At 49.7% G+C, this 13746-nt stretch carries 11 protein-coding genes; 7 read left to right on the forward strand and 4 right to left on the reverse strand.

Features of this window, described 5'->3' with window-relative positions; translation table 11 throughout:
* Nucleotides 1–520: 520 nt before the first annotated feature.
* Both argF and NO559_RS15315 read right to left on the reverse strand, forming a co-directional pair.
* Nucleotides 521–1426 carry an ornithine carbamoyltransferase gene (argF, locus tag NO559_RS15310; protein ID WP_258332753.1) on the reverse strand — a complete coding sequence of 302 codons (906 nt, stop codon included), beginning with the start codon at nt 1424–1426 and terminating at the stop codon, nt 521–523.
* Between the two features lie 18 nt (nt 1427–1444).
* A complete protein-coding gene (locus tag NO559_RS15315) occupies nt 1445–2620 on the reverse strand; it encodes an acetylornithine transaminase (RefSeq protein WP_258332754.1) in 1176 nt (391 codons plus the stop codon).
* 269 nt (nt 2621–2889) lie between these two features.
* On the opposite strand from NO559_RS15315, the gene grxD reads away from it, so the two are divergent.
* The 3 genes from grxD to NO559_RS15330 all read left to right on the forward strand — a co-directional run bounded on the left by grxD (nt 2890) and on the right by NO559_RS15330 (nt 6769).
* A complete protein-coding gene (gene grxD / locus NO559_RS15320; RefSeq protein ID WP_258332755.1) occupies nt 2890–3222 on the forward strand; it encodes a Grx4 family monothiol glutaredoxin in 333 nt (110 codons plus the stop codon).
* Between the two features lie 227 nt (nt 3223–3449).
* Nucleotides 3450–5990, forward strand: a complete 2541-nt coding sequence (locus tag NO559_RS15325; RefSeq protein ID WP_258332763.1) for a serine/threonine-protein kinase — start codon at nt 3450–3452, stop codon at nt 5988–5990.
* Between the two features lie 11 nt (nt 5991–6001).
* A complete protein-coding gene (locus tag NO559_RS15330) occupies nt 6002–6769 on the forward strand; it encodes a hypothetical protein (protein WP_258332756.1) in 768 nt (255 codons plus the stop codon).
* A gap of 68 nt (nt 6770–6837) precedes the next feature.
* Here the strand turns inward: NO559_RS15330 and NO559_RS15335 are convergent, their stop codons facing one another.
* Nucleotides 6838–7959: a GNAT family N-acetyltransferase gene (locus NO559_RS15335; protein ID WP_258332757.1), complete on the reverse strand. Its 1122-nt coding sequence runs from the start codon at nt 7957–7959 to the stop codon at nt 6838–6840.
* 405 nt (nt 7960–8364) lie between these two features.
* Here NO559_RS15335 and purU point away from each other — a divergent pair, with 405 nt between their 5' ends.
* The 4 genes from purU to NO559_RS15355 all read left to right on the forward strand — a co-directional run bounded on the left by purU (nt 8365) and on the right by NO559_RS15355 (nt 12219).
* Nucleotides 8365–9234 (forward strand): formyltetrahydrofolate deformylase, encoded by an 870-nt coding sequence (gene purU / locus NO559_RS15340; RefSeq protein WP_258332758.1) that lies wholly within the window; start codon nt 8365–8367, stop codon nt 9232–9234.
* Between the two features lie 40 nt (nt 9235–9274).
* The gene (locus NO559_RS15345) at nt 9275–10381 is read left to right on the forward strand and encodes an S-(hydroxymethyl)glutathione dehydrogenase/class III alcohol dehydrogenase (protein ID WP_258332759.1); all 1107 of its coding nucleotides are present in this window, start codon (nt 9275–9277) and stop codon (nt 10379–10381) included.
* A gap of 87 nt (nt 10382–10468) precedes the next feature.
* A complete protein-coding gene (speB, locus tag NO559_RS15350; protein ID WP_258332760.1) occupies nt 10469–11395 on the forward strand; it encodes an agmatinase in 927 nt (308 codons plus the stop codon).
* A 212-nt stretch (nt 11396–11607) separates the two neighbouring features.
* A complete protein-coding gene (locus NO559_RS15355; protein WP_258332761.1) occupies nt 11608–12219 on the forward strand; it encodes a fumarylacetoacetate hydrolase family protein in 612 nt (203 codons plus the stop codon).
* Nucleotides 12220–12277: 58 nt separating this feature from the next.
* On the opposite strand, the gene NO559_RS15360 is transcribed toward NO559_RS15355, so the two are convergent.
* Entirely contained in the window at nt 12278–13465 is a 1188-nt protein-coding gene (locus tag NO559_RS15360; protein WP_258332762.1) for an MFS transporter, read from the reverse strand.
* Between the last annotated feature and the right edge of the window lie 281 nt (nt 13466–13746).

The raw sequence follows: 13746 nt of genomic DNA on the forward strand, positions 1-13746 counted from the left end.
ACATAAAAACACGTTGAGTTTGTGTGTATGGCTTGGCAGTAGTCGCGCTAGGCTTGTTTGGTTTGCTGTATACCCCTTTGTTTTCCGTTTAGATCGCTTAGTAAGCACTTACCAATAAGGGGTTGGTGACTTAATATCCTACAACGATTCTTTTTTTATGCCCCATATATGGGGGTGTTTGAAAAACTGCACACAAGATAATGCGGTTTGAGGCTTTTTGCAAGCTGTATAAGTTGCTAGCAAGCTGTGGATAAAATGTGGGTAAGTGGGCAGGTCGGCAGTCACTAACCTGCAGAGCTAGGGCGTGAGAATGATGGCGTTTTTGCAAGACAATTTAATGAAGATTTTATGAAGATAAACTTTTTCGGCATATAAAATCGCTTAGGTATGCTTTTTGGTTTTTGTGTTTATTTTACCGCCTGTGGCCGTAGTTTTGGGGTGATTAATTATTGGGCTGACAGCCATGGTTGTTGGGCTTTTGGCCGTTAAGGTTATGGCTGTCAGTGGGGTTTTACGCTGGCTAACTATTGAGCAGTAATTCCATTAAGGCTTTTTGAGCGTGTAGGCGGTTTTCGGCCTCTTGCCAGATGACTGTGTCGGGGCTGTCCATTAGCTCGGCGCTAATTTCCTCGCCGCGATGAGCAGGTAGGCAGTGCATATACAGGGCATCGCTATGGGCGTGGCTCATGAGTTCGGCATTGACCTGGAAACCGGCAAACTGCTTCTCGCGTTCTAGTTGTTCGTCTTCCTGGCCCATAGAGGCCCATACATCAGTGACCACTAAGTCTGAGCCTTTAGTTGCTTCTATAGGGCTGCGGAACAGGCTGACGCGGTCTTTGTTGGCGGCCACGAGTTCGCTGTTGGGGTCGAAGCCCTCGGGGCAGGCTATACGCAGTTCAAAGTCAAACTGGCGGGCAGCGTTGATATAGGAGTGACACATATTATTGCCATCCCCCACCCAGGTAACGGTCTTGCCCTGTATGCTGCCGCGGTTTTCCACATAGGTTTGTACGTCGGCAAGTAGCTGGCAGGGGTGGTAGTCATCGGTAAGCGCATTGATTACTGGCACCGAGGAGTGCTGGGCAAAGGCCTGCACTTTTTGGTGGGCGTAGGTGCGTATCATAATAATGTCCACCATAGAGGACAGTACTCTAGCGCTATCTTCTATGGGCTCGCCGCGGCCCAGTTGGGTGTCGCGTGGCGATAAAAACATGGCGTGGCCGCCCAGTTGTGACATGCCTGCTTCAAAAGAGACGCGGGTGCGGGTGGAAGATTTTTCAAAAATCATCCCCAGTACTTTGCCAACAAAAGGGCGTTCGTGGCCAGCGCCGCGCAGCTGCGCTTTCATCTCTGTAGCGCGGGCAATTAAGGCATTAAGCTCGCTGGGGCTTAAATCGAGTAGGGTGAGAAAGTGTCTGGTAGTCATGGTGACGTAAGCTTCCCGTTAAGTATTTTGGGGTTGAAAATCATTAACGCAGGCAACGACTGTGTCTATGATAGTGTCAGCCTCTGCTTGGCTGATAATGAGTGGCGGCAGTAGCCGTAGCACGCTGCCAGCGGTAACGTTAATCAGTACGCCGCGCTCGCGGGCAGTGTGTACTAGCTCGGCGCAGGGGCTGGTCAGTTCTATGCCTATCATTAGGCCCTTGCCGCGCACCTCTTTTAACAGCGGTGAGTCGGCTAGCCGCTGGCTGATGCCTTGGCGTATATAGTGGCCCATGGCCGTGGCGTTGTCACACAGTTGCTGGCTTTGTATGGTGTTGACTACGGCCAGTGCCGCGGCGCAACACAGCGGGTTGCCGCCATAGGTGGAGCCGTGGTTGCCGGGGCCAAAAACCTGCGCCGCCTTGCCCTGCGCCAAGCAGGCACCTATGGGGGCGCCATTGCCCAGGCCTTTGGCGGTGGTGACTACATCGGGCAGTATGGCATCGTGCTGGTAGGCAAAATAGCGGCCGGTGCGGCCGTTGCCGGTTTGCACTTCGTCTAACATCATCAGCCAATTATTGCTGTCGCAAAGCTGGCGCAATTCGGCTAGGTAGCCATCGGCTAATACGTGCAGACCGCCTTCGCCTTGTATGGGCTCCATTAATACGGCCACGACGCTGTGGTTGCTGGCATGGGCTTGGATGGCGGCTAGGTCGCCATAGGTTACGCGGATAAAACCTTCTAGTAAGGGGCCAAAGCCCTCTTGTACTTTGGGGTTGCCGGTGGCCGTTAGGGTGGCCATGGTGCGGCCGTGAAAGGCGTTATCCATCACGATAATTTGCGGTGACTCTATGCCCTGCTGGTGACCGTGCAGGCGGGCAATTTTGATAGCCGCTTCGTTGGCTTCGGCACCGGAGTTAGCAAAAAACACATTATCCATGCCTGAGATTTGGCATAGTAATTCGGCTAGGGCCTGTTGTTTCTCTATGCCGTATAGATTGGAGGTGTGCATCAGGGTATCGGCCTGCTGCTTAATGGCTTCGCTTACAGCGGGGTGGCAGTGGCCTAGGGCGTTAACACCTATACCGCTAATGGCATCCAGGTAAGCCTTGTTGTCGGCATCATATAAAAACACGCCTTGGCCGTGGCTAAAGGTCACTGGCAGGCGGCCATAGGTATTCATAATGGCGGTCATGCAAAAAATCCTAACTCATTACAGGGGCATTGTTACTGGGCTGCTCTGGAGTGGGGCATAGTGAGTGCCTGTAAAAACGCAAAAAGGCAGCGAAGGCTGCCTAGTAAGCAAGCATCATATAGCCTATGCCCTGGCTTGGCAATGGCCGTCACGGCCGCGATAGGGGGAGCGCATCTCAGCTAAATACAGGGTATAATGGCCGCCATTGCGCTTGGTCATTCCGCTAGGGGGTGGCCGTGATATTGTCAGTTTTATGTAAAGGTATATTAATGGACATCACAGAAACCCTGAAAGAACAAATCGAAAGCAACCCTATTCTTTTATACATGAAGGGCTCGCCCAATCAGCCACAGTGTGGTTTTTCGGCGCGCACCGTGCAGGCATTAATGTCTTGCGGCCAGCGTTTTGCCTTTGTTGATGTATTAAGCAATCCCGATGTGCGCGCGCACTTGCCTGCCTATGCTAATTGGCCGACATTCCCGCAGTTGTGGGTAGATGGCGAGCTAATCGGCGGCTGCGATATTGTTTGCGATATGTTTGATAAGGGTGAGCTAAAAACCTTAATCGACGAAGCTGCGGCTAAGCACGGTGTTGCCGAATAAGCTGTATATGAGCTGTGGGCCCGCTAAGGCGGGCTTTTTTATGCCTAAGATCTGTACTTGCTAGTGCCTATGGCTAAAGCAATTTGTGAACAAATAACTCCGATAAAATAAATACTTAGGCTATTCTATTAAGCGTTTTCTTAAACTAATCAGGCTTGTTGTACAGGGGTGTAACCATTACTACATCAACCGCTAACCCTATAGACATAGAAATACCCGGCTATAAGTTGATACGCCCTTTAGGTAAGGGGGGGATGGCGACTGTATACCTGGCAATACAGCAAAGTTTCGAGCGCGAAGTGGCCTTAAAAGTAATGGCCGCCTCACTGTCAGAAGATGCCGCCTTTAGTGAGCGCTTCATACATGAAGCCAAGGTGGTCAGTCGCTTAATCCACCCGCATATAGTCACCGTGCACGATGTAGGCATACATAACGGTCATCACTATTTATCCATGGAGTATGTACCCGGTCGTGAGTTAAAAAGCTGCCTGGCGGAGCTTAGCGGCGATGAAATTTTGCGGGTACTGCGTGAAATAGGTTCAGCCTTAGATTTTGCTGGCCAAAAAGGCTATGTGCATCGCGATGTTAAGCCCGAAAACATTATGCTGCATGCCGAGAGCGGCCGTGCTGTGCTTATGGATTTTGGCATAGCCAAGGCCGACGATGTGGGCGGTGGGCTTACCCAAACCGGCATGGCTTTGGGGACGCCCTACTATATGAGCCCTGAGCAGGCGCGCGGCCAAAAGGTCGACGGCCGTGCCGATTTATACAGTTTGGGCATAGTGTTTTATAAAATGCTGATGGGTACCGTGCCCTATGATGGTGACTCTGCTGTGACCATAGGCATAAAACATATTTCTGAGCCTGTGCCCGAGCTGCCTGTGCGTTTAGCGGTATTTCAGCCTGTGCTTAATAAACTTTTGGCCAAAGATAGAGAGCAGCGCTACCAGCGTGGTGCTGAGCTAGTGGCTGATGTGCAGCGCTTGTCTGGGGCGGTGATTGATAAATCCCGCAAGCAATATTTTAATAATGCCGCTCATAAAAAAGCCGCCTCCATGGCCTTTACCGGCAACCACGATGACACGGTATTACGCGCGCAAAGCAGTCAGCATATGCCAGCCGCCACCAGCAAGCGCTCGGCATTATGGTTATTGCCGGTAGTTCTCATCGCCGTTTTGGCTACCGGCTATTACACTTTATTTGGCTTACAAATTCCCCCCAGTGCTGCGGATCAGCAGGCGGCCTTAGAGCGCTTAGGCTTGGTAGAAAAGCCCCGGCTAACCTTAGAGCAGCTGATGCAGACACCAGCAGCCATAACCGTCGCAGAGCAGCCGCTTAGCGCTAAGCCTGCGGTAACGCCTGGCTCAGCCATAGTTGAAGAAGTTGTTGCTGAAGAAGCTGCCTTTGAAGGAGTTGTATCTGAAGAAACAATGGCTGAAACCGCAGAGCCGGCTATACCACAAGCTCCGGCGACCCAGCTACCGGCCGGTACTGAAAATCTTGCCGCAGCGCCGACACTAACCGAGGCTCAGCGCTTAAAGCAACAGATAGCAGAGTTGCAACAAGCCTATAGCAGTGATCCCGAGCAGCTAGCGGCATTGGTAGCTGCCCATCAGCGCTTATTGATTGTCGAGCCCAGCAATACCGAGTCCGGGCAAGTCTTGGCGGCCATAGAAGCTGAGTTATTGGAAAATATCGCCGCCGCCCTAGATCAAGAAAGTGATGATGCGGCCGAATTGTCGGCCATAGAGGCGTCATTAACCGAGGCCTTAGGTTACTTTCCTAACTTGGCCGACAATAAGCGCTACCAACGTTTGCGTGGCAAGCTCAGTGCCCAGCAAAGCGTGCAGCAGCAATTAAGTACGGCGGAACAACTATTTGCTCAAGAGCAGTGGCTAAGCCCCGCTGGTGAGAATGCAAAAACCTATTACGATGCGGTGCTGGCAGTGGACCCCGATAATGGCAAAGCTCGTGATGGCTTGCAGCGTATCGCTCAAGCGTATTTACAAAAAGCGCAAAGTGTAGAACAGCAGGGCCGTTATCAAAGTGCCTTAAATTTTATAGACAAGGGCTTAAGTGTTAACGCTGCTCACGGCGAGTTAATTCAGTTAAAAGCGCGCGTGCAAAAGGCGCAGGCCTTAGAGCAAAAAGTAGCGCAATTATTACTAGAGGCCGAACAGCTAGTGCAGCAGGATGCGATATTTAGCGGTCAGCCCAATGCCGTGCAAAGCTTGCAAAAAGTTTTAGCCTTGGCCCCCAATAACAATGCTGCCAGTGCGCAGCTGCAACAACTTAGCGGGCAATTAAATACGCAGCTGTTGGGGCATATTGCTAGACGCGAGTTAGACTTGGCGCAACAAGCGTTAAGCCCGGCCTTGGCTTTGCTGCCGGATAACCCCCAGCTATTAGCTCGCCAGGCTGAGATAGATGCGATGCAGCCAGTGATAGAGTTGTTAAAACTCAGTGGCGAGCCTATTGTTGATATAAGCCAAAACTTACCCGAACAATTTAAAGCGGGCAGGGTGTTGCATATAGCCTTTAGCTACAAAAATTTTGATGAGGCCACCACGGTTTTACAGGCTACACTTTACGATGGTGAGCAGACTGTACAAATTGCTGCGGTACCGGTAATTGTGAGTGGCCAGGCGGGTAATAACTTTTTCAAAATTAAACGTCCGGTAGAAGGTTTTAAAGCCGGCGGTTACCGCTTAGAGATTTTGTTAGCCAATAAAAATATTTACAGTCAGTCATTTGTGATTAAGCCATAAGGGTATTAGCAATGAGAAAAAAAATGGTACTGGTGGCCACGGCCTCGTTATTAGCAGCTTGCCAAACACCGCCGGATATACAGCAGCTGCAAAACGAAAAAGCGGGTTTGCAAAATCAACTCGTGCAAGCTAATTCCCAAATTACTCAGCTAAAAGCCGATGAGGCGAACCTGCAGCGTGAGCTGGCCGAACGCGACAGGGTGATAGGGGTATTAAACAGCGAAAAAAATTCGCGGGTGGTGACATCTACTCAGTTGCGCGGCCAAGTGCGTCAATTTGTACAGCAACAAGTTGATGCCTTAAAAAGTTTTTTATTAGAAGGCAATCTGCTGGATTATATAGGTGGGGAGTTAGTGGCGCGTACAGCGGTAGATGAGCAGCCTTTATTAGTCGTGGATTTGGCTAATACTGTACCTAAAGATGGCTCGCTAACCAGTGTGGGTGGTTATTTTATACGTGCGGGTAGTTTGCGCGTGAAGGTTATGCGTAAAGTGGAAGATAATTTAGTAGTGGTTTGGGAGAGTCAGACCTTGGCGATTAATGACGCCGGGCTGCAAAAAGTAGGCTTTTCTGTGAGCGTAGGTGTGCAGCAGGGCGATGTGGTTGCTTATTATTTGTCTGACCCGGGTATGGTGGGTTTTGATACCGGCACCGGTAATAGCCGCTACATAAAAGAAGATGTGAGTTTTGGCAAGGCTATACGCCAGTCTTCACTACTGGGTGAGCAGCAGCGCCGCGCTTATTCCTTAGGTGTTTATGGTTTGTTAGACACTCAGTAAGGCGCTATAGCAAACAAAAAAAGCTGGCGCACTGATATGCGCCAGCTTTTTTTTGCGTATTTTTTCGCTTACAGCTCTAGCGAGTATTTAAAATACTCCTCGTCTTTTTTATAACCTAAGTCTATGTACAGCGCCTGAGCTGGGTAGTTGTCGATGGCGGTTTCTAGATCTATGCGTTGGGCTTTTTGCTCCTTGGCATAGGCTTTGGCTTGGTTCATTAGGGTGCGGGCTACACCTAGCTGCCTGGCACTGTTATCTACATATAAGTCGTATAAAATAAAAATAGGCGCGGCAGCCAGTGAACAATAGCTGCGGTACAGCTGGGTAAAACCCACCGCTTTGCCATCGCTGGTATAGGCGAGAAAAATAGTGGAGCTGTTATTCTCCATATGTTTTTTAAGATAGTCGCTGGCCAGCTTTATATTGCTGCTTTCGCGATAAAATTGTCGGTATAAATCAAACAGCTGGGCGGCATCAGCTAGGTGTTTGGGCTGGGCTTTAACAACGCTTAGGCTGTTATCGGCAGTAGATAGTTGCGGGTTTTTAGCGCTGGGTTGCGCCGGCATGGTAAAGCACCATGGGAAAACACTGGCTAAAAAAGACAGGCATAAGGACATGGCCGCTTCCCGGTCGAAGTCTTCGCCCGCGTAGAGTATGTCGTGCCAAACATCATCAATAATGCCCTGTATGCCACTGGCTATGGCGCGGGCGCTCATGACTTTTTGTTTGTCGGCGCGCTGAATAATTTCGCTGCAGAGGTTTAAGACCAAATTAAAATTATTGCTATCGCGGGTGCCGCATATGCGCTTGTAATCTTCTCTAGCCCAGCGCTCTGCCGAAAAGGCATTCCACACAGCGACTTTTCTATGCTCGGTAATTTCGGGGTTGAGTTGGGCGTTAATAATGGCGATCAGGCGCTTATTGGGGTCTGCACCTGCCTGCTGCAGGGCTGCGGTAATACTTTGGTCCAGCTCTTCAGCCACAAACTGCAGGGTCTCTAGTAATAGCGCCTCTTTGCTGGCGAAGTGAAAATTGACTGAGCCCGCCGTTAAACCCGCGCCAGCAGCAATTTTGGCTAAGGTCAGCTGCGACAGGCCAAACTCAGAGATGGCGCTGAGGGTGGCTTCAATAAGCAAGCGTTTGCGCTCAGCTTGTATGGCCTCGCCGACATGGGTTTTAGTGCTGGTCATAGAGCGGACTCCCTAAGATTGTTTCTTTATAGAATAAGTATTTTATACGTCTGTTTAGTCAACTAAATATACGTATAATCAGTAAAGTAAAGCAGCTCTGATAATGCAATACCAGTTATTTTCGCGCTTCCGCTAGAGGGCGTTATGAGTATTCGCTTATTCCCTTGCCTAGTTAAGCAAGCCGAACCGGCCCACTCATTCCCTGCTCTTTGGCAGCTAAGCGTATAAGCTATGCTGATAGCTAGCAGGGCGCAGTATAGTTGCATGGTTTTGTAGCCTTAGGGTTACTGGCCATTACAATGTTGATCAACTTATTGCCTAAGCAGTCACTTTTTAAAAGAGGGAGGCCGCAAGAGGTGTATGCAATGATTTACAAAATCGAAACTTGAGATGAGAGTAAGAGTTATGAGTGATACCGAACAGGCCAAAACCTATTGCCTAGTGATATCCTGCCCCGATGCGGTAGGTATCGTTGCCGAAGTCAGCAAGTTTGTCGCCGAGCACGACGGCTCTTTTGTCGAGTCTAACCACTATACCGATGTGCAGGGTGCGTGGTTTTATATGCGTAACGTCATCAATGCGGACTCTCTGTCTATTAGTATTGAGGAGTTTCGTGAGCAGTTTCAAGCCGTGGCCGATAAATTCGAAATGATATGGACGGTGCGCGCTTCCAATGAAAAGCAAAAAGTCGTATTGCTGGCCAGTCACGCCTCGCACTGTTTGGCTGACTTGCTGTACCGTTGGCACAGTAATGAGCTGAACTGCGACATACCGTGTGTAGTCTCTAATCATGAAAACCTGCGCAGCATGGTGGAGTGGCATGGCATCCCCTTTCACCACGTGCCGGTGACTAAAGAGAACAAGCCTGAAGCCTTTAAGCAAATGAACGAAATTATCGAGCGCCACAATGCCGATACCGTAGTGCTGGCCAGATATATGCAGATCATCCCCCCGGAGTTATGCCAGAAGTTTGCCGGTCGTTTGATCAATATACATCACAGCTTCTTGCCCTCGTTCATCGGTGCCAACCCCTATCAAAAAGCTTATGAGCGCGGTGTGAAGCTAATTGGTGCCACCAGCCATTATGTTACCGAAGATTTGGATGAAGGCCCGATTATTGAGCAGGACGTGATACGGGTTAATCACAGCTGCTCCAAAGAGGATCTGGTGCGCATGGGTAAAGACGTAGAAAGCGCAGTACTTTCCAGAGCCTTGCGCTATCATTTAGATGACCGAGTCATCGTGCGTGGCAATAAGTGCGTGGTGTTTCAATAAACACTGAGCCACAGCCCAATAAATGAATAGAGGATAAAAAATGAAAACGCGTGCAGCCGTTGCTTTTCAAGCAGGCAAACCTTTAGAAATTGTTGAAGTGGATTTACAAGGCCCGCAACCCGGCGAGGTGTTGGTAGAGATTATGGCTACCGGCGTTTGCCACACCGACGCTTTTACCTTATCAGGTGACGACCCCGAGGGCGCCTTCCCCGCTATTTTAGGGCACGAAGGTGCGGGCATAGTGCGCGAAGTGGGCGCTGGGGTTACCTCGCTTAAGCCCGGTGACCACGTTATCCCCTTATACACGGCCGAGTGTCGCAATTGTAAGTTTTGTTTAAACCCCAAAACCAACTTATGCCAAGCGGTACGCGCTACGCAAGGCCAAGGCTTAATGCCCGATGGTACCAGCCGCTTCTCTTTAGATGGCAAGCCCATACTGCACTATATGGGCTGCTCTACCTTTTCTAATTTCACCGTGTTGCCGGAAATTTCACTGGCAAAAATCCGTGAAGACGCGCCCTTTGATCTAGCCTGCTACATAGGCTGTGGTGTGACCACTGGCGTGGGGGTGGTGGCCTTTGATGCCAAGGTCGAGCCCGGTTCTAATGTGGTGGTATTTGGCTTGGGCGGCATAGGCCTAAACGTGATTCAGGGTGCCAAGATGGTAGGCGCCAATAAAATCATAGGTATAGACATCAACCCCTCTAAGGTTGAAATCGCCAAGCAGTTTGGTATGACCGACTTTATTAACCCCAAAGAGGTTGAAAATGTCGTCGACGCTATAATCGAGGCCACCGACGGCGGTGCCGATTACAGCTTTGAGTGCATAGGCAATGTGAATACCATGCGCCAAGCTTTGGAGTGCTGCCATAAAGGTTGGGGCGAGTCTTACATCATAGGTGTGGCTGGGGCTGGCCAGGAAATTAGCACTAGGCCTTTCCAGTTAGTGACGGGTCGAGTATGGCGCGGTACCGCTTTTGGTGGTGCCAGAGGCCGTACCGATGTGCCTAAGGTGGTAGATTGGTTTATGGATGGCAAAATCAATATTAAAGATTTAATCACCCATAAAATGCCACTGCAGGATATCAACAAGGCTTTTGATTTAATGCATTCCGGCGAAAGCATACGCTCAGTGGTTGAGTTTTAATTGTCAGCTACACTATAAGCGCAACACAGAGCGGGTAACTTAGGTTGCCCGTTTTTGTATGTGCAGGCCGCAGGAGGGAAGGGCAAAATGGCAAATAAGCAGGCAGAATTTTTAGAGCAGGAATACAGTATTTACGGCAATATCTTTAGCTATATGGGCTTTCCCATATGCCGCGACCTCAGCGATGCCAGTGTGGATGTGGCGGTTATGGGTATACCCTACGACTTGGCCACCAGTGGCCGGGCAGGGACCCGCGGTGGCCCCAATGGCATACGCCAGGCCAGTTGTAATTTACGTTGGGAAGAAAAACGCTGGCCCTGGGGATTTGCCATCGCTGATAAATTAAATGTTATTGATTACGGTGATGTGCAATTTGAAAGTGGCAACAGCGAACATATGCTAGAGCTGGTACAGGCCGAAGCCGCGAAGATTATTGCCGCCGGTAAAACTCTGATCAGTTTTGGTGGTGATCATTTTGTTACCCTGCCGCTACTGCGTGCCCACGCCAAGCATTACGGCAAATTGGCGTTGATACATTTTGACGCCCATACCGATACTTATAAAGAAGAAGTGCAATACTCCCACGGCACCATGTTTTATCACGCCCCGAAAGAAGGTTTAGTGGACCCTGCGTGCTCGGTACAAGTGGGTATACGCACTGAATACGACAAACAGAATCATGAATACCTGGTGCTGGATGCCGACCTTGTTAACGAACAGTCGGTGGCGGCAACGGTGGCGGCGATTAAACAGCGGGTAGGCGACAGCCCAGCCTACTTAAGTTTTGATATAGACGCGTTAGACCCCGCCTACGCCCCCGGCACGGGTACGCCCGTAGTCGGCGGGCTGAGCAGCAACAAGGCTATGCAAATTTTGCGTGGCATCACTGAATTAAACATTGTTGGCTACGATGTAGTAGAGGTGGCCCCGGCTTACGACCATGCCGAGATTACCTCACTAGCCGGTGCCTCTTTGGCGCTGCAGTTTTTATATATGCATGCGGATAAAAAATAATTAAAGCGCTAGTTGTGGCTAATATTGCCGTCGCGTTTATTTGTTAAGACTTTTGACGCCAAGAGCTGTTAGCAAGTGAATAATTGCTAGCTAGCGAGGAGTTTGAGGGGGGCGACGGCAATTAAGTTTGCAGCAACGGCGAAAAATTCATAGCCTATGCTGGCGGCAGCACAAGCAGTGCGGCCTCTTCCTTAAGCTTTTAGGTGTAAACCATGAATACAATTATCTTGGCGGGGCAGGCGCTCAGCCCTAGCAAAATTATTTGTGTAGGCCGCAACTATGTGGAACACATACAAGAGCTAAATAACGAAGTGCCAGAGCAGCCAGTCATTTTTTTAAAGCCTAACTCGGCAATTAGCGATAACTTATTTGTGGGCGATAACGAGCCTGTGCATTATGAAGGTGAGTTGTGCTTTTTAATTAAGGCCGGCAAGTTACAGGCTGTGGGTTTTGGTTTGGATATGACCAAGCGCAAGTTGCAAAGCTATTTAAAGGAAAGAGGCCTGCCTTGGGAGCGCTCCAAGGCCTTTGATGGCTCAGCGGTGTTTTCGCAGTTTGTCGCTTTTGATGGTGATTGCTCTGAACTGCGCATGGAGCTATGGATTAATCAGCAGCTGATACAGCAGGGAGCTTATTCCTTAATGATGAATAAACCTCAGGAATTATTGCGCGATATTAAGAGTTTTATGAGTCTAGAGGATGGCGATGTGATGATGACGGGTACCCCCAAGGGGGTGGGGGTGGTGCAAGCCGGCGATCAGTTTTTAGCAAAGGTGTTTCAGGGCGAGCATTTGCTACTGGAGCAACAGTGGCTGGCGCAATAGTGTGTTAGCGCACTATTTTTTTGGTGCCGTTAGTGTTTGTTAGTCACAAAGATAGGGTTTAAGAGAGTGATTTTTTTATAGGCTCGGGGACTTTGTAAATCAATATCAGCAGCCCTGCTAAGCCTAAGCTGCCTACAACTAAAGTGGCGCTGCTCAAGCTTAGAGCTTCTGCTAGGGCTCCAATAATAACTGGGCCGCTTAAATTTCCGCCGTCACCTATAGTGCGCCACAGGCCTAAAAACTGTGCTTTTTGTCGCTGTGGGGCAAAGTCTGCTCCTAGGGTCATAATAAAGCCGGTGCCTAAACCATTACCTAGGCCGCTGAGTATCGCTATCCATAAAAAATAAGAGTAGCTGGTGGCCAGTGGTAGCAGTAAAAAGCTGCAAGAGAAAATAGCGAGGCAGGGGATGGCGGCTGCTTTGCGGCTTTTTTTGTCTAACAGCCAGCCTGCGGGGTAAAACATAGCTAGGTCAGCCAAGGAGCAAAAAAATGTGACTGAGGCTATGGCTAGTTCATCTATACCTATAGCGACTCCCCAAATCGGAATAATAAAGCTGCGGGCCGAGCGCAAAAGCTGCAAGACGATAACCACACTGCCGGCACCGATAAAAATATCTTTATAGTTGAACAAAAGGCGCCAGGTTGAAAGCCGCTTAAATTGGCTGTCATCTACCTCGTTGCCACGTTGTGTGTGCTTGGTCAATGCGATTAGTAGCAGTGAGATAAAACCCATGCCTGCTACCAGTAAAAAGGCTTTATGATGGTCGAAAAATTTAATAATAAGCCCTGCTAGCAAGGGGCCTATTAACCAGCCTACACGTTCTATAGCCATCATGGTGGCCATGGCGCGCCCCCTATGGCTAATAGAGGTGGCCAGGCTAACAAAATGTATGCGCGCGAGTATCCAGCAGCCAGAGCCGGCCCCCATAAGCAGCGAAGCTAGCGCTATCCCACTTTGTTGTTGTGCCTGGCTGGCGATAATGGCCGCAATGCAAATTAAAGCGGTGCCTAGTAGCATTGCCGTTTTGCTGCCCAGCTTAGCGATGAGCAAGCCTATAGGTATGCCGCTGATCAGCATGCCCAAGCCGCGCAGTGAAAAAATTAGGCCGGCTGAGCTTATGGTGGCGCCCAGCTCTAAGCTAATCAAAGGGATAATAAACAGTGCCGCCCCAGAGCCTATAGCTAAAAAGATAGAGGGTAGGTAGATAGGGATAATCAAGTTGCGAAGTGCTTGGGTATTGCTCATAGGGGTAAGTTTAACGTGTATTGCCCAGCATGGCCCATGGGAAAAGTTGCCACCGCTATAATCTTAGGCTTGTGAGCTGGTGGCGTTCAGGGCGGCGGCAAGCTGCAATTTGATTGCAGTGGCTAAATTGTTGTCTAAAAAGCCAGCTTGTTGTTGCTTTTTTCAGCAGGCAAAACAGCTTTTTAAATTAATTTTAAAAAGCGCTTGCCAAGGCGTATGAGATCTCTATAATGCGCCGCTCTTCCAAGGCAGAGGCCGACGGGAGAGGGTGAAAAACGCAG

The sequence above is a fragment of the Dasania sp. GY-MA-18 genome (genome assembly GCF_024734385.1).
In the GTDB taxonomy this organism is placed as follows: Bacteria; Pseudomonadota; Gammaproteobacteria; order Pseudomonadales; family Dasaniaceae; genus Dasania; species Dasania phycosphaerae.

Bases quoted from the DNA above. Each gene is read 5' to 3' on its own strand.
- NO559_RS15335 (WP_258332757.1), bottom strand. From the start codon at position 7,959: ATGACCAGCACTAAAACCCATGTCGGCGAGGCCATACAAGCTGAGCGC.
- purU (WP_258332758.1), top strand. From the start codon at position 8,365: ATGAGTGATACCGAACAGGCCAAAACCTATTGCCTAGTGATATCCTGC.
- NO559_RS15355 (WP_258332761.1), top strand. From the start codon at position 11,608: ATGAATACAATTATCTTGGCGGGGCAGGCGCTCAGCCCTAGCAAAATT.
- speB (WP_258332760.1), top strand. From the start codon at position 10,469: ATGGCAAATAAGCAGGCAGAATTTTTAGAGCAGGAATACAGTATTTAC.
- NO559_RS15345 (WP_258332759.1), top strand. From the start codon at position 9,275: ATGAAAACGCGTGCAGCCGTTGCTTTTCAAGCAGGCAAACCTTTAGAA.
- NO559_RS15315 (WP_258332754.1), bottom strand. From the start codon at position 2,620: ATGACCGCCATTATGAATACCTATGGCCGCCTGCCAGTGACCTTTAGC.
- NO559_RS15330 (WP_258332756.1), top strand. From the start codon at position 6,002: ATGAGAAAAAAAATGGTACTGGTGGCCACGGCCTCGTTATTAGCAGCT.
- NO559_RS15360 (WP_258332762.1), bottom strand. From the start codon at position 13,465: ATGAGCAATACCCAAGCACTTCGCAACTTGATTATCCCTATCTACCTA.
- grxD (WP_258332755.1), top strand. From the start codon at position 2,890: ATGGACATCACAGAAACCCTGAAAGAACAAATCGAAAGCAACCCTATT.
- argF (WP_258332753.1), bottom strand. From the start codon at position 1,426: ATGACTACCAGACACTTTCTCACCCTACTCGATTTAAGCCCCAGCGAG.